Origin of the sequence: Moorena sp. SIOASIH (assembly GCF_010671925.1) — a bacterium.
GTDB lineage: Bacteria > Cyanobacteriota > Cyanobacteriia > Cyanobacteriales > Coleofasciculaceae > Moorena.
Genome location: NZ_JAAHIH010000007.1, coordinates 365,400 through 388,002, shown reverse-complemented (window position 1 = coordinate 388,002; position 22,603 = coordinate 365,400). Strand labels below are relative to the sequence as shown.

Annotated in this window: 20 protein-coding genes; 9 read left to right on the top strand and 11 right to left on the bottom strand. The window is 42.9% G+C overall.

Annotation, left to right across the window (positions count from 1 at the left end):
- Positions 1-5 precede the first annotated feature (5 nt).
- Complete coding sequence (locus tag F6J90_RS37805) at positions 6-524, bottom strand: phycocyanin subunit beta (protein ID WP_293106341.1); 519 nt, start codon at positions 522-524, stop codon at positions 6-8.
- A 955-nt stretch (positions 525-1,479) separates the two neighbouring features.
- Between F6J90_RS37805 and F6J90_RS37800 the strand changes: the two genes are divergently transcribed.
- Positions 1,480-2,325, top strand: coding sequence for a calcium-binding protein (locus F6J90_RS37800; RefSeq protein ID WP_293106338.1), 846 nt, complete (start codon positions 1,480-1,482; stop codon positions 2,323-2,325).
- Between the two features lie 791 nt (positions 2,326-3,116).
- Here the strand turns inward: F6J90_RS37800 and F6J90_RS37795 are convergent.
- From F6J90_RS37795 to F6J90_RS37780, 4 genes are all read right to left on the bottom strand, one after another.
- Positions 3,117-3,965: a hypothetical protein gene (locus F6J90_RS37795; protein WP_293106336.1), complete on the bottom strand. Its 849-nt coding sequence runs from the start codon at positions 3,963-3,965 to the stop codon at positions 3,117-3,119.
- 745 nt (positions 3,966-4,710) lie between these two features.
- Positions 4,711-5,220 carry a hypothetical protein gene (locus tag F6J90_RS37790; protein ID WP_293106333.1) on the bottom strand — a complete coding sequence of 170 codons (510 nt, stop codon included), beginning with the start codon at positions 5,218-5,220 and terminating at the stop codon, positions 4,711-4,713.
- A gap of 205 nt (positions 5,221-5,425) precedes the next feature.
- Positions 5,426-5,548, bottom strand: a complete 123-nt coding sequence (locus F6J90_RS37785; protein ID WP_293106330.1) for a hypothetical protein — start codon at positions 5,546-5,548, stop codon at positions 5,426-5,428.
- Entirely contained in the window at positions 5,526-6,482 is a 957-nt protein-coding gene (locus F6J90_RS37780; RefSeq protein ID WP_293106328.1) for an alpha/beta hydrolase, read from the bottom strand. Before F6J90_RS37780 ends, F6J90_RS37785 begins: the two co-directional genes overlap by 23 nt.
- Positions 6,483-6,960: 478 nt before the next feature.
- Between F6J90_RS37780 and F6J90_RS37775 the strand changes: the two genes are divergently transcribed.
- From F6J90_RS37775 to F6J90_RS37765, 3 genes are all read left to right on the top strand, one after another.
- Positions 6,961-7,449: a hypothetical protein gene (locus F6J90_RS37775; protein WP_293106325.1), complete on the top strand. Its 489-nt coding sequence runs from the start codon at positions 6,961-6,963 to the stop codon at positions 7,447-7,449.
- A 144-nt stretch (positions 7,450-7,593) separates the two neighbouring features.
- On the top strand, positions 7,594-7,950 hold the full coding sequence (locus F6J90_RS37770) for a hypothetical protein (RefSeq protein WP_293106323.1): 357 nt from the start codon (positions 7,594-7,596) through the stop codon (positions 7,948-7,950).
- Between the two features lie 963 nt (positions 7,951-8,913).
- A complete protein-coding gene (locus F6J90_RS37765; RefSeq protein WP_293106320.1) occupies positions 8,914-9,288 on the top strand; it encodes a hypothetical protein in 375 nt (124 codons plus the stop codon).
- Positions 9,289-10,005: 717 nt separating this feature from the next.
- Here F6J90_RS37765 and F6J90_RS37760 read toward each other — a convergent pair.
- The 4 genes from F6J90_RS37760 to F6J90_RS37745 all read right to left on the bottom strand — a co-directional run bounded on the left by F6J90_RS37760 (position 10,006) and on the right by F6J90_RS37745 (position 11,897).
- Positions 10,006-10,269, bottom strand: coding sequence for a hypothetical protein (locus F6J90_RS37760; RefSeq protein WP_293106317.1), 264 nt, complete (start codon positions 10,267-10,269; stop codon positions 10,006-10,008).
- A 153-nt stretch (positions 10,270-10,422) separates the two neighbouring features.
- Positions 10,423-10,827: a hypothetical protein gene (locus F6J90_RS37755; RefSeq protein WP_293106314.1), complete on the bottom strand. Its 405-nt coding sequence runs from the start codon at positions 10,825-10,827 to the stop codon at positions 10,423-10,425.
- On the bottom strand, positions 10,805-11,233 hold the full coding sequence (locus F6J90_RS37750) for a hypothetical protein (protein ID WP_293106311.1): 429 nt from the start codon (positions 11,231-11,233) through the stop codon (positions 10,805-10,807). Before F6J90_RS37750 ends, F6J90_RS37755 begins: the two co-directional genes overlap by 23 nt.
- A 340-nt stretch (positions 11,234-11,573) precedes the next feature.
- A complete protein-coding gene (locus F6J90_RS37745) occupies positions 11,574-11,897 on the bottom strand; it encodes a pentapeptide repeat-containing protein (protein ID WP_293106308.1) in 324 nt (107 codons plus the stop codon).
- A 306-nt stretch (positions 11,898-12,203) separates the two neighbouring features.
- Between F6J90_RS37745 and F6J90_RS37740 the strand changes: the two genes are divergently transcribed.
- Positions 12,204-12,770, top strand: coding sequence for a site-specific integrase (locus tag F6J90_RS37740; protein ID WP_293106305.1), 567 nt, complete (start codon positions 12,204-12,206; stop codon positions 12,768-12,770).
- A gap of 135 nt (positions 12,771-12,905) precedes the next feature.
- Here F6J90_RS37740 and F6J90_RS37735 read toward each other — a convergent pair whose 3' ends face one another.
- Positions 12,906-13,310 carry a CU044_2847 family protein gene (locus F6J90_RS37735; RefSeq protein ID WP_293072176.1) on the bottom strand — a complete coding sequence of 135 codons (405 nt, stop codon included), beginning with the start codon at positions 13,308-13,310 and terminating at the stop codon, positions 12,906-12,908.
- Between the two features lie 305 nt (positions 13,311-13,615).
- On the opposite strand from F6J90_RS37735, the gene F6J90_RS37730 reads away from it, so the two are divergent.
- A complete protein-coding gene (locus tag F6J90_RS37730; protein ID WP_293106302.1) occupies positions 13,616-18,457 on the top strand; it encodes a PQQ-binding-like beta-propeller repeat protein in 4,842 nt (1,613 codons plus the stop codon).
- Between the two features lie 1,384 nt (positions 18,458-19,841).
- On the opposite strand, the gene F6J90_RS37725 is transcribed toward F6J90_RS37730, so the two are convergent.
- Complete coding sequence (locus F6J90_RS37725; protein ID WP_293106299.1) at positions 19,842-20,060, bottom strand: DUF2281 domain-containing protein; 219 nt, start codon at positions 20,058-20,060, stop codon at positions 19,842-19,844.
- 80 nt (positions 20,061-20,140) lie between these two features.
- Between F6J90_RS37725 and F6J90_RS37720 the strand changes: the two genes are divergently transcribed.
- The 3 genes from F6J90_RS37720 (at position 20,141) to F6J90_RS37710 (ending at position 22,446) form a co-directional block, all read left to right on the top strand.
- A complete protein-coding gene (locus tag F6J90_RS37720; protein ID WP_293106296.1) occupies positions 20,141-20,455 on the top strand; it encodes a hypothetical protein in 315 nt (104 codons plus the stop codon).
- Positions 20,456-20,570: 115 nt separating this feature from the next.
- Positions 20,571-21,110, top strand: coding sequence for a TRAP transporter small permease subunit (locus tag F6J90_RS37715; RefSeq protein ID WP_293106293.1), 540 nt, complete (start codon positions 20,571-20,573; stop codon positions 21,108-21,110).
- A 4-nt stretch (positions 21,111-21,114) separates the two neighbouring features.
- Positions 21,115-22,446: a TRAP transporter large permease subunit gene (locus F6J90_RS37710; RefSeq protein ID WP_293106290.1), complete on the top strand. Its 1,332-nt coding sequence runs from the start codon at positions 21,115-21,117 to the stop codon at positions 22,444-22,446.
- Positions 22,447-22,603: the final 157 nt, after the last annotated feature.

The window sequence follows — 22,603 nt, the reverse complement described above, 5'->3', positions numbered from 1 at the left end:
TGAAACTAGCCAACAGCAGCAGCAGCTCGATCAAAATAACCACTTAACTCAGACATTAGAGAGCTACAGTCACCAGGAGTAATGCCAGTTCTGTCATTGGCAATGGCGATCGCAGCGTCCTTCATCTTATTGATACCTTCAGCTACAGAACCTCCAGGAACTCCCAGTGCTACATAGGTTTCCCGCAGGCCATTAAGGCAGCGATCATCTAAAACACTGCCGTCACCAGCGAAGGTGGCATAGGTTACATAGCGAAAGACAATCTCCATATCGCGCAAGCAAGCAGCCATGCGACGGCCAGTGTAAGCATTGCCACCAGGCTGGATCAATTGGGGCTGCTCTGCAAACAGACTACGGGCAGCATTGGCTACAATTGCAGAGGCATTGCTTGTGAGTCGGTTGACCACATCCATGCGCTTATTGCTTTCAGCAACCATGCTCCTGAGGGAATCGAATTGATCGTTACTGAGATATACACCTCGGGTATCAGCTTGGGCAACCACTCGTGCAAATGCATCTAACATTAAAGTCTCTCCTTACATCTTGACTTGTATAAATCCAAAACTGGATAGTAATAGACTGCCTGCCCTACTCTGCCAAACAGCAGAGTAATGAATCAATCAGCAGCCTTGAATTACTCCCGTAGCTTCAATTCCGTTGAGCCTTGTTGTTAAGAATTTTGTAGCCTCTCTCAGAGACACAAGGTAACTCAAGGAAACTGACCCCTAACTTCTAAGTCAGGGATGCAGCGGCTTTCGGACCAAAACTATTCAAGCAAATCCTCTGTGCAGATTTTGTGCAATTATGTGATTCAATTACAAATCGTAACAATTCAGCTGTTTTGTTTTTGCCCTCAAGGGGTTACAAAAAGGCTACAAAGCACTCTGGATAACGGATAGAGCGTTTTGTCCTCGCTGAAAATTGAGCCGTTTGTGAGGTTTAAGAATCTTCACACGAAACTAATTATCTGACTAGTTATTGAATTGAGAGGATGTCTTAGGAGGTAAACAAGGAGCTGGCGGAGTTGAGTATTGTGCGATTCTCCTAGGGAGACGCTACGCGATCGCCCTATGCTGGTCGGGTTAGACGGGTTAAGATTGTTTCCCAGACGGACCGGGTGATCACTGCTGAGATTACCCTTGATGTTAGGGGCGATCGTTAATTCTAGGGCAAAGGCATGTTTATGGTAGTGCTGCCTTTGCCCGATAAGTTGAAAATGATCGGAGTCAGTAACGCTATCTGACCACTAATAGTTGGAATTTTTCTCTCATTAAAGTATAATTGTCCGGATATTATTAGGTTAACTGACAAATGCTTTGAGAGTCAACTATTTTGTTAACTTGTGTATATTTTTAGGCAATTTTATAGTCAATACTGCCTGGTTAATAGGAAAAATTAATGATTTTCTATGATCAGGATTTAATTTGAGATAATTTTTTTAGCTATCAAGGGTAGTATTTACTATCAAGGAAGATAAACATGACTAATATAATCAATGGAACACCAGGGGATGATTTTATTCAGGGTACTCCTGGTGATGACCAGATTAATGGTAACGGTGGAAATGATACTATCGAGGGTCTTGCTGGCAATGATCAAATCAATGGTGGCTCTGGTTTTGATCAAGTCTTAGGTGGGGATGGTGATGACCAAATTAATGGCAATGGTAGTAATACTAGTGGTGATATTCTTCAAGGTGGTGATGGCAATAACCAAATTAATGGTAGCTCTGATAGCGAAGTTCTATCGGTGTTTGGAGGGTCTGGTAATAACCAGCTTAATGGCAACGGTGGCAATGACCTCTTGGATGGTGGGAATGGTGATGATGTAATAAATGGTGGTTCCCAGGCTGATAAAATTGCTGGTAATGGTGGTGATGATGTACTAAATGGCAACGGTGGTGATGATCAGATTCAGGGTTTTGGTGGAAATGACACTTTAATAGGCTCTTCAGGCAGTGATGGGTTATTTGGTGGCAATAGCGATGATATTGTTTTTGGTAATAGTGGCGATGGCGATGATATTATTTTTGGTAATGGTGGAGATGATTTTGTTTCTAGTGGCGACGGTCTAGACCAAGTCTTTTTAGGAACCGGTGCTGCTCGTGTCGTTTTAACTACAGGGGATGGGTATGATACTATCTATAACTTTGATCTTAGTCAAGCTAAATTTGTTCTAGGCCCAGGCTTAGATTTTGGGAGCTTGGATTTCTCTGATACTAGCCAAGGAGCTGAAATAGCTAGCAACGGTGACCTTTTAGCAGTTCTAGTTGGAGTTCAGGCTAGTCAAATCGATAATCCTAATTTCTTTGATTCTGGTTTCTAATCATTCTAGTTTGTGATTGTCAGCTTCACCTATTTGGTAGTTGCTCTTCATTTATGGAGAAAAACTAAAAATAGAAGTTGTTCACAAATATTTTTTGGAAGTTCAATAGTCCGATGCACTTCCAACTATATTGTTTCTAGACCCGATAATGGGTCTTTTTTTTTGTAATGACTAGTCCGGTGGTTGGATCTGTCTTTTTGATGGCTGCGATTCTCCTACAGAGACGCTACGCGATGAAGCGTTTCGGCAAAGCCGTTCGCTTTTAGCGTGGCCAAAGGCCTCCGCTACGCGAACGCAAAGCGCGGCTCTCTCCCAAACCACAGTTTAGGTAACTCTATCATAATGGCAAAGACACGATTCGTTCATCATTCCATCGATTATTGTGAAGCGTTCGCGTAGCGTGTGCGTAGCACAATGGAGCGTCTTGAACAGCTTGGACAACAGAGGGAACCGAAGCAGGAAAATTTGTGTCCCTATCCCATCACGGAGCGAGAGCAAATCCTAATCCGACTGTAAGGAGGACAGAATTTAGAATTTAGAATGGAGAATGGAGAATGTAGAATGGAGAATGTAGAATTAAGAATGTAGAATTAAGAATGTAGAAGGCTGAATGGTGAATGGTTAAGACAGAAGCCAGAATGTAGAAGGCAGAAGGCAGAAGTCAGAATTCCCAATTCGCGCATTCCCAATTCGCGCATTCTAAATTCCCAATTCCCAATTCTTAATTCTTAATTCTTAATTCTTAATTCTTAATTCTTAATTCTTATCTTGATTCAGCAACGCCAAATCACTTAGTAAAGCACTGCACTTGGTCCTTCAGAAATACCAGTCTTGGGGACTTTTTTGTCTCCAACCCATTCAGAACCATTAAACACATTACACCACATCCATCCACTGTCATCTCGCCCTTGATGTAACAGGTGAATTTCGTCGTTATATACGACTGCTGATGGGCCAGCAGTTATCCCAGTTTTATGTATCTTTTGATCTCCAGCCCACTCATCGCCATCGAAGACATTGCACCAGAGCCAACCGTTATCACCTCTGCCCTCGTGAAACACGTATACTTGACCGTTGTAGACTAATGCATCTGGATCATCGGTTAAACCTGTGCCCCGTACCTCTTGATCTCCAGCCCACTCATTGCCATCAAAAACGTTATACCACAGCCAGCCACTATCCCCCCGTCCTTGGTGGAACACATAGAGGAGGTCATTGTATACTACTGCTGATGGACTAGAACTAATTCCGGTGTTAGGAACTTTTTGATCCCCAGCCCACTCATTGCCATCAAAAACGTTATACCAGAGCCAGCCACTATCTCCCCGTCCTTGGTGGAATACATAGAGAAGGTCATTGTATACTACTGCTGATGGGCCAGCACTTATGCCAGTATTACCAATTTCTTGATCTCCAGCCCACTCATTGCCATCAAAAACGTTATACCAGAGCCAGCCACTATCTCCCCGTCCTTGGTGGAAGACATATAAAAGGTCATTGTATACTACTGCTGATGGATCTCCTGTCATCCCAGTTTTAGGAACTTTTTCATCTCCAAGCCACTCATTGCCATCAAAAACGTTATACCAAAGCCAGCCACTATCTCCTCGCCCCTGATGAAATACGTAGATGTTGCTCATTGTTTGTTTCCTATTTGTCTCTAGTTAATCATACTAGTACAACAATAGACCTTTGACACTCCCCGTCTTGAAAGAGCGGGGATTCCTAGATCAGCGAGCCGCCTTAAACCGCCGTGTTCCTATCTTTGACGCCGCCAAAAATAGGACAATACTTAAACCAAAAACCCGTCAAGACCAAGTTCCTAGTCAATTCACGACAGACCCAGAGGGAAGCTCTCTTTAGGCGTTTAGTTACTTAATAGGAAGTGCCTTAAAAAGTCTGTTTCTCTTCCTTTTCACTTGGTTTCGGTGTGCCCCACCGTACCGTTTTTTTCGCAAAGCGTGATTTTTCTGGGTTCACACACCAACTGTTAATTGATGATTGGGTTTTTAAAGAGGATTTTCCCTACCCTCTAGGCATTATTGTTTTAAGGTCAATCAATTGCGGGTTTCTCTCCCGGTTGAGCCAAGGCCAAAGGCCACGCTACGCGAACGGTTTTTCAACCTGTACCTAACTTATTATACATTACTTTTGGCAGGGTAAACGCATCTTATTTTGAAATGCTTACTGGATATGAGATTCACAAAATAAGTATTTTTGCTTATTAAGCTAGAAATCTTTTCTGAGTAAGACTTATAGAATTTAGATGCGTTTGCCCTGGGACTTTGAGGTTGAGAAGCGTACCTCATAAATCCTATAAAAGCGATCGCAAAACCCTTCCGGATAGATGAAAGGGGTCTATTGCCAAATCAACGATTAAGTTGATCACTCCCATGCGGTGAGTACAATAGCATTGCGAAACTCATCATACCTATCTGATAATTCTTCCTCCTTGTCAGTAAGGATATCTATTGCTTGCTCTTCGTCTTCGCTCAACTCTTCTAAGGGTATGGCCGCTAGTAGTGTTCGCTCTTCTAGTACTCCAATCATTCCGAACAATTGATCGCGGTAAGCGTCAAAAAAATCTACATCATATAGGTTAGCTAGAACAGCAGCCCGCCGCTTTTTCCCTTTCTTCCTTGCTTTCTTGATCTTCTTTCGCTGCTTTTGAGAGCGATGGTATTTATCATCCCCCATCCCAGAGTGAACGGGAAACTCTCCTTTCACTTCTTGGTAAATGAATGGTAAATCACGAAAGAAAAACTCTTTCTCGTCCTGACCTAGGCGATATCCAGACATCTGAATGATACAATCAGCAGTAAGCATTTGCTCTTCTACCTTTGATACTATTGAGAATGTGAAACAAGTGATCGCATCCAAATGGGTGCGATGCACTGGTCTTTGTTGATTAACATTCGTAAACGTCTAATACTAGTTGGACATCCAGTAACTGCACGTCCTGGGTTAATCGGTGCAGTTACTTTGCATGTAAGCATTCAGCTATCAGCTATCAGCTATCAGCTTATGGGCTACAGATGATGCTACTGTTCGCGCAGCACCTCAAGTAGTGCAATCGGTGCTTTTGAATAAAATAAGCATCTCAAGTAGCGTGATCCAAGGCCAAAGGCGACGCTACACGAATGGCTGACGGCTGACGGCTGACGGCTGACGGCTGAATGCTTACCTTTGCATTTATACTACTACTCAAACCTAGAAATAGCATCTCGGACAACTTTTACAAACTCATAGGTTGACTCATAAGGCAAAACATTACGACCAGGAATTTTACCACCTTCACCTTGAGGAAGATGCTTGATATACTGAGCTAGTCGGTATTCTGGTGTTTCAGATTTACCCACCTTACTAATACTTGAAGCTTGCTCTCCTACTACTACTAGGGTAGGTTGAGACGTATTAGCGATCGCCTGTTGATAGTTTTGTCGCCAAAAGCCAGCCAAAAAAGAAAAAACTGCGTAGCGGCTAGCTGGATTAATTGCTCCCTTTTGGAGATTATCTAACCATTCGTTATCTACTGTAGAACTCTCAGCAAACAGTTGATTTTCCGAAAACTTTTGCAGGAATTGACGGCGACGAGCATAACGAAAGAAGGCACTACCTAAAGGAGATTCGAGGAGATTCCAAGCAACTCGCTGCTGCCAGTATTGAGTTTCTGCTGTAATCAGAGACCAAGACGGAGGACCTGAGAGTACTAACCCTTGAATATAATTTGGTTCAGTTTGCTTTTGGATCAAGGTAAGTGCCACAGGTAATAAAGCCCCTTGCACTAGCAGAATCACCGGTTTTTTGACTACAGTTGTTAAAAAATATTGTAACTGGTCAGCCCAATCAATAGGGTAGTAAGCAAGAAGGGGCATTTCGCTTTCGCCACATCCTAGCAAGTCGGGATTATAAATTAGATGACCATCGCCAGTGTTCAACCACTCCTGGCAAAAGCGATGCCAAAAAAAGCGTGATAGTCCAACACCAATAGGATGGACTAATAGTAGAGGAGTTTTCGTCTTAGCACTTTCATCTGTTGGGGTATAGACTTCATAGGCACAACGGTAATTATGCCAAGTGTAGAATTCTTCTTTATGCAAGGATGTTTGCCAATTATCTGTATTGGGCGAACTGGAAGTAGAAGAGTTCAATGCCATCTCACATCCCTCAAAAGTATTGTGGGTATTATAGCAATTCTAAAACTCATGAGGTACAAATTTATGGGTTTTAGGGAACAGGGAACAGGGAACAGGGAGCAGGGAGCAGGGAGCAGATAATAGTGAATAAGTCAAAACAATGTGTACCTCATAGTTATGATAAACGCTATTAGGTTTGAGCTTTGTTGTCACCCGGTGAGCCCTTGCTCACAGGGGTAGGTTTTTTACCTTTGGGTAAAACATAGGACAAGCCAGAGGGAGAGGAAAAGAAAAACAACGAACAAGCGATGCATCGCTTGTCTGTACCCCCACACCCCACACCCCACGCCCCACACCCTACACCTGACGTCTTTGTAAAAAACATACCCTTGAAAGGTGAGCCCTTGCCCTGAAAAACTTTTAGCCCTGTGATTATTTTTTCTGACCACAGTAAATCACAGCAGTAAGTAGTAGGAGGAAACTCAATCAGACATACATTATGATTTTCTCCAACAAACTCACCGCTCCCCTCATTGGTTTGACTGTCCTCTCTGCTGGCGCTGCTGAGGCTCAGAGCACCTGGGATTACGAGCAAGAGTACTTGAACCAAAACAGCCAAGTTCCAACCCCTCACCTGGCTTTTATTAAGCCTATAACGCAATCTTCCAGTGATTTGACCATTGAGTACGCCCTAGTAGACGAGGCCGATGGCAAAAGTACCTTCGACTACTTGATCATTCGGGAGTCACGAGCCACTCAAACTTGGGGAGTTATCGGGGACATTGTCCTGGGACGACCAAACCATCAAGACACTATCGACAACAGCCAAGACGGTTTCATCACTTTCACTGAGCATTTTTCCTGGCAGGACGACAAGAATATGTACCATATCGAATGGGTAGATTTTCCTGAGATGAACTTCACTCTCAATGTCTACCAAAAAGCTACTGGCAAATGCTTGTATGAAAATCACTTTGGCAATCCCTAGTATTCCACACAGGTCCACCTTTGTCAAAAGTGGATGGGGTTGGAGAGCTTTCTTAAGGATTAAACCCCACCCAAGTCAACTTTTCAAACCTTTTGTCCTGTACTGAGAAAGCCGACAAACTTACAGCAAACGTATAACGATATTATGAATAAAGTCGAAATCTACATTGAACTAGGTAATCAGGAAATCAAATATCTCGAAGAGGACTCCAGCAGATATACTTCCGTTGAAGTTTTTTACAATGCAGCAATCCACACACTGTACTGGGACAATGAATCAAAAGACGAGAGAAATGAACACATCGAAAACTCCAATATCAAAAAAATAACCCTTGAGGAGCTTCACAATGGACTTAGAGGTGTAAGCGAAGTGAATTGTTTCAATTTTGACTTCAAAGATGCTACAGAGCAATATTCGCTTTACAGCGATTGGAACATCGTTGAATTTGTCTTTAAAACCAAAACTAAAATCCACTTCTTTTCTTGGTCAACTTCTGAGTAACTCAACCTCAGCCTCTTTTGCCATCTAATTCCAAAGAAAAAAAACAACTGTGTTGTCACCGCGACACAGCCCACAGAAAACCAGATCTCCCAGAAAAAAACTGACACAAATTAATTAGAAAAAAGCAAAACAACATTATCAATTTTAGGAGAAATTTTTTGGGAGCTAATTGACAGAATGATAATTCACAGGAGGCTAATTTTTAAAAGGCAATTTATACAGATAAAAGCACATTGAAAGCTACTTGCCAAAAACTTTATCTAAGATATCCTTGCCCTACCATATTTTCTGAAAATTTTAATCCTAAAACCGCCGAAATGAAACTAATAAAAGAACTTAAAGATATACCTAAAAGAACTTAAAGATATACCCAAAGATATACCTTAGTACAAGTATAGTGGTTTCTAGTCTAATGAAGTACACAGGATTTCCCCTATTTCCTCTACATAGTAAAATGTTCAGTGGACATTCGGTGGACATCCGGTGGACATCCGGTCAATGGTTATGAATCAGGAAATAGACAAGTTTCCCATCAAAGATTCACAGAGCCGATATGGCATTGGTCGCACAGCCCTTTATGAGCAGGGCTGTTTCATTCTCAATTTTTTGATTTCCTGAACCTCCCGAGTGGCCAAAGTTTCGCGCCTGTTTTTCTAAAATTAAACCCAATAGTAGAAAAAAACGACGATTTGCTTAGCATAAGGGGCTTTCAAGCCCTCACCCATGAAGTTTAGTCAGACTTTGAAACAGCCCTGGGTTCCACTGGGGGCAATCATGATTTTGGTTACCCCCCACTAAAAAAAACTGAAAGTTCCGGAACCTAGCTATATCCTTGAACTCTCCCTCAAGCTCTTTAGAAGAGCCAAAAGAGATATCTAAAATATTTGTCAAACTTCCGGACTCCTTTTTAAAGTACCTGTAGAGAGAAATAAGACAACCGCAAAATGTAAAGCAACGGTTGCCTTGTTTCTCTTAATTACCAAAAAAAATAATATGTTGACTTACAGAAAAGCCCTAGCTTTCCAAATCGAAATTCAATCCGAAATCCACCGATGTGTAGACGAGATAGAAAGGATTGACAAAAAAGGCACGGGAACCGACAAGCAAGTACTAGACCGGGCAACCTTAGTCAGGGAACTTAAGGTATTGAACATAATAAAACAAAACGAGTTTTTTGATGTAGAAGAACTAAAGGGAACTAACAACCCAAGACGTCCTGGCGTAGCTTATTTAATGTGGGAGAAAGAGAGGGAACGAAGGTTGGCTAGTTGCCACTCAAGAGGTACGTCCTTGAGGGCTAAAACGGATGTTTCCTGGTACATGTCTTATGACAGGTAACTGGAACGCCAATCAGGGAAAGCGATCCCTTTTTAACAAATTAGAAAGGTATAGTTTTCGCTAAAATCAAAGTACCTACTTGGTTGACAAGGGAAAAAGTTACTGAGCAGTCTCCACTAATTATTCAGTGGTTTTTTTGTTGTCTTTTTAGGCTGGCGGGGTGACAATAGTAGCTAGAAAGCAGACATAATCAAGGTCATAGCTTTGAGACCTCGCTGATAAAATGGGAGTTTATTCCGGGATCACTTCATTAATTTATAAATAAGCTCACAAACTTCGGAGTAAAAATTAAGCCAGTTGTAACCATATAATCCAATATAAAAGTCACTATGTCGATAAAAAGTCCGTTTTACTTCTTTAACTCTACCCACATATTCTTGGATTCCCTTGCGCTTAATTTTTTGTCCACTAAAGGTACTAATTGTATTATAAGCGATACTAATATAAAACTTTTTATAAATTCCCTAGTTACTGGCGTCGGGCTGCGATCGCGTTTTCCGCTGGTCAGGTTAGTAGTTTCGTTACTCGTTATCGGGAGTAGCAATCGGGAGGCAGAAAAAGAAAGGATGCTAAGCCTCCAAGACTAAATATACGTTGAAGTCTTTCAGTTAGTGATCGCGTTCCTGGGTAAGTTGGCGCGATCGCTTTATACAACTAATATAACCTACAATAATTTTGATTGTCAACTATCTTTCTAGTTTTCTTGCAGGGGCTGTTTTAGGTATATCGCTCGATATCTAATAATTTCTGGTCGATGTTAGCTATCGCATGTTCCCAGTCTGCTATACTAATCATCCGCAAGTCATCTATAGATCCTTTTTTGCAGACTTTGAGCGCGAACCGTTTCTTAGCGAGCAAACCAGTTAATTGAGTGAATCGCTGTCTTACTTCCTTGAGGGACTTTCTCCTAGCTGCCTCACTCGAAGAACTGTTAAAATCTTCGGATCTCGAATTTTTCCTTGAGTCTCTTACGGTAGACATAACAGACATATACCATTGATCAGAATATCTATAGAACGAATAAATATCATAGATGAGTTTCACTACGTCTGGTTCGGAATGGCGATCGACAGACCACTTAGCATAATTCTTTGCTATACCTTTCAGGTATTCAAAATATGAGTACAGTTTGATTTATACTCCACATCTTTCACTGAGTCTCTTTGCCACATTTTTTACTTCTATAGAAGCCCCTTTGGAAACAAAAATAAATAAAGTAAAATCATCTAAATGTTTTTCTGCTAGTTCGATGTAACCACGAGTAACTATACATTCATTTATGTCATCTATCGTTAGCCAGTCTTTTTTGTATTCGACGACTATGGTTCCTGGCTTGGAGGCAGGATTGACTGAATTTATTACCTCATCGAATTCTCTTTCGCTTACGAGACTAAACCTGCGATCGTCTTTTACTCTGTAATGACGCCTCGAATCTAACGCATCTTGAAAATCCTTGGGAAACAATTCATAATATGAATCAATACGATCCGTCAGCTCTTCCTCTGACAGTTTGACATTAGAATTCCCCAGAATCTCCATAGTCAGAGGGGTTGTCTCTGAAGATATCTTCGATCTGCTCTTCTTTTGAGAGTGGTTGTCCTGATAATAAGTCATAACCTTGTTGTTCCAATTTATCTCTTACGTTATTTAGTATCTTGGAAACTGACTCAGCTTTATCCTTAGGAAGTTTGCTGCTATCCGGATGGAACACTTTTATTAATTTCATGTAATTTCCGACTTTGATTTCAGCCTCTGCGATCGCTTCAGCAATGTACTCGGGTTGAGTGCAAATTAATTCGTAAGTAGATGCAACCCTGATTTCGGACTCTTCTGTAGCTGCTTGTTCCGGCTCGGGTTGACTTGCCACAGGAGTAGGTTCGTCCACATCAACCAACCTCTTTTTGATGTGCGAGATCGCGTGTTCCCAGTCTACGATGCTCATCATCCGCCTGCCCTCAAGTGAGCCTTCCTAGCAGACGAGTAAAGCTGATCTCTTATTAGCTGGGACCCCGGTTAATTCGGTGAACTTTTGCTTTAATTCTTTCAGTCTGCTAGCCATGGACTTAGAAGGTGGTTTGGGAGATTCTTCAGAGGGTGGTTCAGGAGTTTTCTCCGTGGACTCTATTTCCTCGCTGTTGGGCACATTTTTCTTGAGCCTCTTGATAGCATACACCCAGTCGTTAATGCTATTCATTCGCCTACCTACAAGCGCACCCTTTATACATGCATGGATAGCAAACTTCTTCTTAGCCGGTAGGCCGGTTAGTTCCCTGTATAAACGGGTTTCAGGTACTTTGGCACTTCATGACAGCTTCTCTAGCATTACGCCATGTACGGAAGTCCCTGTCGATCCAGCATCCTATTACTCCTGACAGCAATAAAGATCCAATGAGGAAACCAATTGCCCAGGGTCGTTGTAATCCAGCCTTCGCCTTACAGAAGTTAGTTCCGGTTAGATTAGCATTCTTAAAGTTTGCCCCTCTAATATCAGCTTCACTAAAATCTGCCCCTGAAAGGTCTTTCCCTTGGAATGACTGACCTCTAAGATTTACCCTGCGGAAATCCCTTTCTCCTGCTGCATATCGTCTCACAATTTCATTAGCTTTCATCAGCTACGATTATATATAGTTGAAGTAAAGGCCGAATCGCTCCTCGATGTAAACTACAGTCGATGAATCAGGATTCCGGAAATACTTACGTGGGAATAAATTTATTTGGGCACATAGGCTCCCTTACGACCCTGCTACCGCCCCGCCCCTGTGATGCGCTACGCACAGCCAAACGCGATTGGCCGTAGGCCACGCTGCGCGAGTCACGCGAAGCTTCCGCGCTTGAGAGATCGCACCCACATTGTATTGACTCGGGTACACCCAAGCTGTTGAATAAATAGGCATGGGTGTATTGAGGCGTGCGGCATGAAAATCGACCGCCATGGCCAGGCAAAGATTTTAACAGCAGAAGAAATCCAGCTCCTGTTCAACGAAGGGGCAACCCTTAACCCGCCACGAGACCGGGCGCTGTTTGCCGTCATGCTCTACACTGCCTGTCGAGTCAATGAAGCGGTGACCTTAAGAATAAGGGATGTCTTAGATCGCTTTGGTTCCGTGCGTCCCATTGTCCTGTTTCGGAAAGGGAACACCAAAGGTAAGCTGGCTACCCGAACCATCCCGGTACTGGAAGATCTGCGGAAGCACTTAACGGACTACCACCCTCCGAAATGGGCAAACTATCTATTCCCCGGAAGGCACGGGAAAGGACATATCACCTCAGATGCCGCCAGCTGGATCCTTAGGGAGGCATGTAAGCGTGTGGATATAGAAGGAGTTAGCACCCACAGTTTCCGCAGGACAGCACTCACCCAACAAAGCAACGCAGGAATCCCCTTGCGGGTAATCCAAGAAATCTCAGGGCATCGGACGCTAGACGAATTGTACAAGTACTTAGAAGTGTTTACCGATGTAACTAATACTCATTTACCATAACCGGCTCGGAAGTCCTGAATGCGATGTGCGTACGCACTGCATCAGTAAATGTGTTTACCCTACGGAAACTGGTTCAGTTACTTGCAAGCGATGAAGCGAAGCTTCCGCTAAGAGCGAGCGCGTAATTTGTCTTAACTAAGTTTGATTTTTAATTGGCTTAGGAAGCTCACACTCTACTGTTATCTTAAGATTACTTTTAGCAGTGCCTTTGGTAACATAAGGAATCCCCGCTTCTCCCCCTAATTCAATCCCAAATTCTAGGGTTACTTTTTTAACATTAGGTATTGGCTTTTTCTTAAACGCATTTAAGCCAATAATAGTGTAAGCCCGGATCGTACCTTCAATGATTTGAGCGTGTTGTATTATTTGCTGTCGTAGCCTTTCAGGAGAACTCATCCCCTTGTCGGTGAGGGCTTCTTCTTCTTCTTCCTCTTCGTCTTGGTTGTCTGGGCTGCTTACCGTAGGAATGTCTAAATCTTCTGTAGCTTCAACATAAATAATTGTGCCATCCTCTAGCTGAATTGGCGTTAATTGTGTCATAGTATGGTATTTAATAAATGTAAGTATTGAGCTTAAGCGCTACGCGAACAGCGGTCAGCCGTCAGCCGTCAGCCGTCAGCGGTCAGCAGACTTAACTCAGATTCAACAAATGTTTACTTGCTTTATTCAAAAGCGTGGCACAGGCTTCGACGCTGGGACCTCGGGAATAAGCTGATAGCTGATCGCTGATAGCTGATCGCTGATAGCTGATTAGCTGATAGCTGATAGCTGATAGCTGACAGCTGAATGCTTACAAAAATTGTATCCCTCTTAAGCACCTATTTATCATTAAAAAGCTGGTTGTTATGAGTCGGAATGCCTTAGTAATAGGGATTAATACCTACAGCTATGAACACCTCAATAATTTAACGGCACCTGGGCGGGATGCAGAAGCTGTAGCCCAATTACTAGAGAATTACGGAGACTTTAAGATAACACGACTCCCGGCGGTTAAGGATAAACAGAATAATACCATTCGCGTTGGTAAAAAAACCAAAGTCACTCTAACTCAGTTAGAAGACGCCATAGTACAATTGTTCAAACCAAATGGGAAACCCCCAGATACAGCGCTACTCTATTTTTCTGGGCATGGTTTACGAAAAAGCAAGGGCATACAAGAAGGCTTTTTGGCAACTAGTGATGTAAACCCGGACATGGGTAACTGGGGTGTTCGTTTAAAATGGTTGCGGGAACTACTACAAGAAAGTGAAGTAAGGCAGCAGATTATTATTTTAGATTGCTGTTATGCCGGAGAAGTACTAAATATAGCGGAAGCAGACCCCGGAGACCGGGGTAAAGGCAGAGACCGGTGTTTCATTGCTGCTTCTCGTGCCTTTGAACTCGCCTATGAAGACATTGGTAGTAATCATAGTGTTCTCACCTCTGCACTGATCAAGGGATTGGAACCAAGCCAGGAGCGATGGGTAACTAACTATTCCTTAGTTGATTTACTTACTCAAGAACAGAATGCTTTTCCCCAGCGTCCTATTTTTAGTAATTCTGGTGAACCGATTAATCTGACTCACAGGTGGACAGCAGCAACAACACAGTCAGCTGCCTCAGAAAAAAGTATCTGCCCTTATAAGGGTTTGGCTTATTTTGATTGTACGGAAGAAGATGCCAAGTATTTCTACGGTCGTACTGCCTTAACGGATCAATTGTTGGAAAAGGTGCGTGTTGGTAATTTTATCGCTGTCTTGGGAGCGTCTGGTAGTGGTAAATCCAGTGTAGTTCGGGCGGGATTATTATATCAGTTACAACTGGGACAGAGGTTATCGGGTAGTGAAAGTCGGCAGATAAAAATCCTTCAGCCCGGTGAACATCCCCTCAATTCCTTAGCACTAACCTTTGTAGATTCTGGATTATCTGATATCGAACGGGCGACTCAATTAGCTCAAGCCGAGGATTTGATTAAAAAGGGTTCTGAAGGGTTGAGACAATTAATCGCTGTGACCGATACCCAGCGGCTAATACTAGTAGTTGATCAGTTTGAAGAAGCGTTTACCTTGTGTCAGGATAGTTCAGAAAGACAGCAGTTTTTTGAATGCTTATTAGGGGCTTTACCTAAAACCGGGGATAAACTCTGCTTGGTATTGACGATGCGAGCAGACTTTTTTGGTAAATGTCTTGAACAGGACTATAGCGGATTGGCACAGCAGATTCAAGAACATGGAATTGCTGTGATGCCCATGTCACCAGAGGAGTTAAAACAGGCAATTGTAGAACCAGCCAAACAGGTAGAATTGGAGATTGAGCCAGAACTGGTGAAAGAAATACTGGCAGATGTAGCAGATGCACCAGGATATCTGCCATTGTTGCAATATACCCTGACACGACTGTGGGAAGAAAGCACTGATAACTGTTTGCGGCTCAACACCTATGTCAAATTGGGTGGTGTGATGGGTACTTTGCGTCAACGGGCGACTGAGGTGTATGAGCTATTTTCAGAAGAAGAACAAGCAGCAGTTAAGCATATTTTTCTAACACTAACTCAGTTGGGGGAAGGGACAGAAGATACCCGCAGACGAGTATTAAAGCCGAATTTAGTGAATCAGCGCTATAACGAAGAACTTATTGATACCGTAGTTCAGAAATTGGCTGATGAAAAGCTAGTTGTTACCACTGAAATGGTAGGTAAAGGAGGAGGAGCAAAGAGAGTAGCAGTGGTGGATGTGGCTCATGAAGCCTTGATTCGTCATTGGAGTCTGTTGCGGAATTGGATAAGTGAAAACCGGGATGGGATGAGAATAGCCCGTAAAATTGAAGCGGCAGCTGAAGAGTGGAAAAGGGAAGGTAAACCAGAAGAAATAGCTTTTTTACTATCAGGAGCAAAATTAAGTAATGCTGAGGATTATCTCGCTAAAGATCTTTCCCAGGGTCAACTTAATAGTGATGCACAAGAACTTATTAAGGTTAGTCAAAAAGTCCGCGATAACATAATTGACAAAGAAAAACAACGTCAACAGGAAGAAAAACAACGTCAACAGAAACTTCTAGAGGAGTCTGAAGCCAAACGCAAAGCAGAGGTAAAGGCACGTCAATTAGCACATGCAAAGCAGAAGCAACTTAGGATTTGGTTGATATTGGTTATAGAGGTTGGAGTTTTTGCAATTATTTTGAGTTTACAATTTTATAAACAGGCAATTAACTCATATTTACTCGCAAAAGCTGCCAATCTCAAGCATTCTCTATCAGTCAAACCTACTACAGAAGAATTGCTCCAAGCTATTGAATCAACCGCTAGAAGTCAAGATTACCAAAAATCCTTACAACCAACAGTAATCAATGAAATTAATTCTAACTTATTGACAGCCTTAGATAAGGTTCGAGAAAGGAATCTTTTAGGTCTTACAGAAAATTTAAGTCTGATCGCTTTTAGCCGAGATGGCAACAAGATTATCAGTGGGGGTGATGACAACAAAATGCGGTTGTGGGACACAGAATCCGGTCAAATAATTCACACCTTACAAGGTCATACAAGGGCTGTCAATGATATCGTCTTTAGCCGAGATGACAACAAGATTATCAGTGGGGGTGATGACAACACAGTGCTGTTGTGGGACACAGAATCTGGTCAACTAATCCATACCTTGGAAGGTCATAAAAGTGCTGTCAATGCGATCGCCTTTAGTCCAGATGACAACAAGATTCTCAGTGGCAGTTGGGACAACACCTTACGGTTATGGGACACAAAATCCGGTCAACTAATTCACACCTTACAAGGTCATACAGATCATATTACTTCGATCGCCTTTAGTCCAGATGGCAAACGGATTCTCAGTGGCAGTGGGGACAACACATTGCGGTTATGGGACACAAAATCCGGTCAACTAATCCATATTTATAAAGGTCATAAAAGTGCCGTCAATGCGATTGCTTTTAGTCCAGATGGCAAAAAGATTGTCAGTGGCAGTGACGACAACACCTTGCGGTTGTGGGACATAGAATCCGGTCAACTTCTCTATACCTTGGAAGGTCATAAAGGTATTGTCAATGCGATCGCCTTTAGCCGAGATGGCAACAAGATTCTCAGTAGCAGTTATGACAACACGGTGCGGTTGTGGAACACAGATTCCGGTCAACTAATCCATACCTTACATGGTCATACAGCTTTTGTCACTGATATCGCTTTTAGTCCAGATGGCAAAAAGATTGTCAGTGGCAGTGATGACCACACCTTGAGGTTATGGGAAACAGAATCCGGTCAACTGCTCCATACCTATCAAGGTCATACAAGGGCTGTCAATGATATCGCCTTTAGCCGAGATGGCAACAAGATTATCAGTGGGGGTGATGACAACACAGTGCGGTTGTGGGACAGCGAATCCGTTCAACTTCTTTATACCTTACATGCTCCTAAAAGTGTTGTCCATGGGATCGCTGGGATCGCTTTTAGTCCAGAGGGCAAAAAGATTGTCAGTGACAGTGATGACCACAACTTGCGGTTATGGGACATAGAATCCGGCCAACTTCTTTATACCTTACAAGGTCATGCAAGTTGGATCAATGTGATCGCCTTTAGCCGATATGGCAAAAAAATTCTGAGTGGGAGTGCCGACAAAACCTTGCGCTTGTGGGACACCGAATCCGGTCAACTTCTCCATACCTTACATGGTCATAAAAGTTTTGTCACTGATATCGCCTTTAGTCCAGATGGAAAAAAAATTCTGAGTGGGAGTGCCGACAACACAGTGCTTTTGTGGGACATAGAATCCGGTCAACTTCTCTATACCTTGGAAGGTCATACAAGTTTTGTCAATGATATCGCCTTTAGTCCAGATGGCAAAAAAATTCTGAGTGGGAGTGCCGACAAAACCTTGCGCTTGTGGGACACAGCATCCGCTCAACTTCTCTATACCTTGGAAGGTCATAAAAGTGCTGTCAATGATATCGCGTTTAGCCCAGATGGCAACAAGATTCTTAGTGGCAGTTGGGACAACACAGTACGCTTGTGGGACACAGCATCCGGTCAACTTCTCTATACCTTGGAAGGTCATAAAAGTGCTGTCAATGATATCGCCTTTAGTCCAGATGGCAACAAGATTATCAGTAGCAGTTCCGACAACACAGTGCTTTTGTGGGACACAGCATCCGGTCAACTTCTTCATACCTTAGAAGGTCATAAAAGTGCTGTCAATGATATCGCCTTTAGTTTAGATGGCAAAAAAATTCTGAGTGGGAGTGCCGACAAAACCTTGCGCTTGTGGGACACCGAATCCGGTCAACCTCTCCATACCTTACATGGTCATACAGATGGTGTCAATGTGATCGCTTTTAGTCCAGATGGCAAACAGATTCTCAGTGGCAGTAGGGACAACACAGTGCGGATATGGCGTAATTACTCTTGGCAAGAGGCTTTAAAAGAGGGATGTAATCAACTACAATTTCATCCTGACCTCGTTGCACCTAAAAATAATAAAGCAGGAGAAGCCTGTCTCAAGTATGCCGGTTGGGAGGATAAAACCAAAGCAGACTTTCTGGTGAGACAAGGTCGGGCTTTTGTGTTACAAAAAGAGCCAAATTTCAACAATGCTGTTAAAAAATTTAAAAAAGCGCAAAAACTCAATCCTGACATCGACCTCAACCCAAGTACAAAGGAAATAGACAAAGACCCCAAAACAGTAGCGCAGCAGTTAGCTCAAGAATGAAAATAATCAATCCTTTTTAAGGCTTGTAACTGGGGTTACCGGAACTTAAATATTTTTCCACATTCTCATCGATGGAAGCTAATACCAAAAATTTTCAGATTAGACTATAGATCAGGCTTGTTATTAATCTATTTTTGTGCTAATCCGGAATGGATTAGATACTGAACTATAGCTAAAATAACTTATAGCCGTTATTGCATTTATGAGGTAAACTTATCAACCTCAAAGTCCCCCTTTTTAAGGGAAACGGGGGATCTCTTAGTACCTCATGGGAAATAGAATTGCTATAACGTTAATCATTCTTAACAAAAAAGGTACCCTCAAGGGTACTGCGAAGCCAGGGGATTATCTGACATTCTATAAATATCTTGATTGAAATGAATTGTAGCAAGAGGTAAAACTCATGGCTTACAAAGCCTCTCATCCCTGTGTCTCCTAAGTTCTGATCAAATTGGGAGTAGATCAAAGTGGCAGCAGAGATGAACTATGTACTATCAGAGCAAGCTGAAACCCAGGGTGCATCTCAATGCATGCTATTTGACGCTAAATCCCCCTTAATAAGGGGGACTTTTGAATCTAATTCCCCCCTTTTTTAAGGGGGGTTAGGGGGGGATCTATGTACCTAATTTCAAAAGTGACATGCTCCCAAATCAGATTAGCTTATCCTAGGAGAGAAATTATGACACCATCACCATCTGAAATTGAGAATACTATTACAAATCAGATATTCGAGACCCTTAAGGTATCAACCATCAAATCCTTAATACGAATTCCTGTTTTAATCTTGATTTCAATTCTTTGGAGCCCTTTGGTATTTATGCTCTGGAATTGGCTAATGCCCACAATGTTTGACATTCAAAAAGTTTCATGGCTTCAAGCAATTGGGCTGACGATTCTAGCGAGATTGTTATTTACCTATGAATATCCGGTAAAAAGTAATGGGTGATTCTTACAATATCCAGTCCAATGACACCACCATCAATTGGGGACAGTGTATTTATTTTTGTCTGTCGTCGATGTTGATTTCGCTGATTGAACCTCTAATAAAATACTCACTCGTTATTGTTCTATGGAACTGGCTAATACCAGAAATTTTCGGACTAGCCCCGGTCAATCCTTTTAAAATCCTTGGTTTCCTCTGTTTATTAGGGTTCTTCCGGTCAACTTTATTTTTATCCTGTAGCCGGGGAAAGCTGAGTATATCGCTTGAACCGATCGATAGTTAAAGAGCGTAATGATTTGTGATATCAAAAGATAGGTCTCAAATTGTCAAAAATCCCTACAGCGGTTTGCCATTCAGGTAGGTACTTTTGATCACTAGACAATAATTTGAACGTCATGCTCTTCCTCCCAAAAGCAGCTTGAGTTCCGGTGTAGTAACCGTTTATTCCTTAAACAGAGGCTCGTTAAAATCATCACTGATCCATCCTTGTCCTTCTAGCAAGCCTGAAATCCGAGGAGGCTGAGATTGACTGGGCTCAGATTCAACATACTTGAGAGCCAGAAACTCCACAAAATCAAACACCATCTGCTGTTGCTGTGGTGGCAATGCCTGCAAGCTTCTCAGAAATTCTTTAGGTAAACTTATCGTCTGGTAATTCATCCCTACCCTTGAACCAAACACTAATAGCTGCTGGCTTGATAGAAGGCGTTGCTGAATAATGGAATGATTTTAAGAGTGAGGTGGAATGGGCATCTTGCGTGGAACTGGCATCTTGCCAGTTTCATGCTTATTGTGGAACTGGCATCTTGCCAGTTTCATGCTTATTGTGGAACTGGCATCTTGCCAGTTTCATGCTTATTGTGGAACTGGCATCTTGCCAGTTTCATGCTTATTGTGGAACTGGCATCTTGCCAGTTTCATGCTTATTGTGGAACTGGCATCTTGCCAGTTTCATGCTTATTGTGGAACTGGCATCTTGCCAGTTTCATGCTTATTTTCCAGCGGGCAGGATGCCCACTCTACTCATATTCATTCAAAGATTCAGCAATGCTTGATAGAACTTATCCAATCTTATCTCTTCTTGGACACAATGTCTTGATGCAGCGCAGTCATGGGGACTTGCTATGATAAAATATCATTCCAATAGCTGGCAAGTGAGGAGGGTAGCTATTGCAACAACTATTACGTATCTCTAGACTTATTGATAGCTTCAACGAGAGAATCGGTCGCTTAACCTACTGGATTTTGCCACTGATGATTCTGATTGGTGTGTGGAATGTCGTTGGTCGCTACTTGGGACGTTTTATAGGAGAAAATTTGAGTTCTAATGGGTTTATCGAAACTCAGTGGTACTTGTTTGACTTAGTGTTCCTGTTGGGGGCGGCTTACACTCTCAAGCATAATGGCCATGTGCGAGTGGATGTTTTTTATAAGAGTTTGAAGCCTAAGGCTCAAGCGATCGCTAATTTAATTGGGACATTATTGTTTTTAATTCCCTTCTGTATCATGGTAATTTATTTTTCTTGGGGGGCAATTGTTAATTCCTGGACGATTCAAGAGATGTCCCCAGATCCAGGAGGGTTACCCCGTTACCCAATTAAATCCATGATTATTGTCAGCTTTGGGTTGCTGATTCTTCAAGGAATCTCAGAAGCGATCAAAAACTGGGCAATTTTTGCAGGATATTTGGCACCCCAGGAGGAGGACTAAAACCATGGGTTATGACTGGTTAGGTCCGGCCATGTTTGGCGGTGCCTTGGTATTACTTTCCATCGGCTACCCGGTAGCCTTCTCCCTAGGTGGGGTGGCAATTTTGTTTGCCATCGTGGGAGTGAGTTTGGGTATCTTTGACCCGATTTTCATGACCGCTATGCCCCAGCGGATTTTCGGGATCATGGGCAACTACACTCTCCTAGCAGTGCCCTACTTTATTTTTATGGGTTCCATGCTAGAAAAATCTGGCATTGCTGAGCAGCTGTTGGAAACCATGGGAATTCTGTTTGGACGGCTGCGAGGGGGATTGGCCTTAGCGGTGGTGATTGTGGGTGCGTTGCTGGCCGCATCTACTGGAGTCGTTGCCGCAACAGTAGTGGCCATGGGACTGATTTCCCTACCAATTATGTTGCGCTACGGTTATAACAAAGAACTAGCCACTGGCGTAATCGTAGCATCGGGGACATTAGGACAGATTATCCCACCGAGTGTAGTCCTGGTGGTATTGGCAGATCAGTTAGGAATATCCGTAGGAGACCTGTTTATCGGTTCCGTGATTCCTGGTTTAATGATGGCTGGGGCGTTTGCCATTCATGTCATCATCGTAGCATGGCTCAAGCCAGACGCAGCACCAGCCCTACCACTAGAAGTCCGAGATATCAGTGGAAAAGCGTTGGGAAAGCGGGTTATCCAATCAATGATACCGCCGTTATTGTTAATTCTATTAGTATTGGGCAGTATCTTTTTTGGGATTGCCACTCCAACGGAAGCAGGCGCTGTGGGTTGCTTGGGCGCAATAGTATTGGCTGGTGTGAATGGTCAGTTGAATTGGCCATCCCTGCGACAGAGCTCTGATGCCACGATGCGGATTACCAGCATGGTGATTTTTATATTGCTGGGTTCAACAGCATTTAGTTTAGTGTTTCGTGGCTTGAATGGCGATCGCGTAATGGAAGCGATGTTGTTAAACCTTCCCGGCGGTTACATTGGCTTCCTAGTAGTCAGTATGTTAACTATTTTCCTACTAGGCTTCTTTATTGACTTTTTTGAGATTGCCTTTATTGTCGTACCGCTGTTTGCTCCAGTGGCTCAACAGCTTAACCTTGATTTAGTCTGGTACGGCGTAATTATCGGAGCCAATCTCCAAGCTTCATTTCTGACACCACCCTTTGGCTTTGCTCTGTTTTATTTACGGGGTGTCGCCCCACCAGAGGTGAAAACCATGGAAATTTACCGAGGTGCGATTCCGTTTATTCTGTTGCAACTGCTGGTGTTAGTGTTGATTATTGCCTTTCCTGGTATAGTCAGTTTCTTACCATCTTTGAGTACCTAACTTGACATTCTAGGTTAATGGGAGTCGGGAGTCGGGAGTCGGGAGTCGGGAGTGGAACAGGCATCTTGCCTGTTACAATTCCCAGGCGGGCTGTGTCAAGTAGGCGCTCAGAGGCAGAAAATCAGGGTGAGCCCTTGGGTGGTGCGTTACGGGGCGG

Excerpts from the sequence above, each read along its gene's own strand:
- F6J90_RS37805 (WP_293106341.1), bottom strand. The coding sequence starts at position 524 with ATGTTAGATGCATTTGCACGAGTGGTTGCCCAAGCTGATACCCGAGGT.
- F6J90_RS37800 (WP_293106338.1), top strand. The coding sequence starts at position 1,480 with ATGACTAATATAATCAATGGAACACCAGGGGATGATTTTATTCAGGGT.
- F6J90_RS37795 (WP_293106336.1), bottom strand. The coding sequence starts at position 3,965 with ATGAGCAACATCTACGTATTTCATCAGGGGCGAGGAGATAGTGGCTGG.
- F6J90_RS37785 (WP_293106330.1), bottom strand. The coding sequence starts at position 5,548 with ATGCTATTTCTAGGTTTGAGTAGTAGTATAAATGCAAAGGTAAGCATT.
- F6J90_RS37780 (WP_293106328.1), bottom strand. The coding sequence starts at position 6,482 with ATGGCATTGAACTCTTCTACTTCCAGTTCGCCCAATACAGATAATTGG.
- F6J90_RS37775 (WP_293106325.1), top strand. The coding sequence starts at position 6,961 with ATGATTTTCTCCAACAAACTCACCGCTCCCCTCATTGGTTTGACTGTC.
- F6J90_RS37770 (WP_293106323.1), top strand. The coding sequence starts at position 7,594 with ATGAATAAAGTCGAAATCTACATTGAACTAGGTAATCAGGAAATCAAA.
- F6J90_RS37760 (WP_293106317.1), bottom strand. The coding sequence starts at position 10,269 with ATGTCTACCGTAAGAGACTCAAGGAAAAATTCGAGATCCGAAGATTTT.
- F6J90_RS37755 (WP_293106314.1), bottom strand. The coding sequence starts at position 10,827 with ATGGAGATTCTGGGGAATTCTAATGTCAAACTGTCAGAGGAAGAGCTG.
- F6J90_RS37750 (WP_293106311.1), bottom strand. The coding sequence starts at position 11,233 with ATGATGAGCATCGTAGACTGGGAACACGCGATCTCGCACATCAAAAAG.
- F6J90_RS37745 (WP_293106308.1), bottom strand. The coding sequence starts at position 11,897 with ATGAAAGCTAATGAAATTGTGAGACGATATGCAGCAGGAGAAAGGGAT.
- F6J90_RS37740 (WP_293106305.1), top strand. The coding sequence starts at position 12,204 with ATGAAAATCGACCGCCATGGCCAGGCAAAGATTTTAACAGCAGAAGAA.
- F6J90_RS37735 (WP_293072176.1), bottom strand. The coding sequence starts at position 13,310 with ATGACACAATTAACGCCAATTCAGCTAGAGGATGGCACAATTATTTAT.
- F6J90_RS37730 (WP_293106302.1), top strand. The coding sequence starts at position 13,616 with ATGAGTCGGAATGCCTTAGTAATAGGGATTAATACCTACAGCTATGAA.
- F6J90_RS37725 (WP_293106299.1), bottom strand. The coding sequence starts at position 20,060 with ATGAATTACCAGACGATAAGTTTACCTAAAGAATTTCTGAGAAGCTTG.
- F6J90_RS37710 (WP_293106290.1), top strand. The coding sequence starts at position 21,115 with ATGGGTTATGACTGGTTAGGTCCGGCCATGTTTGGCGGTGCCTTGGTA.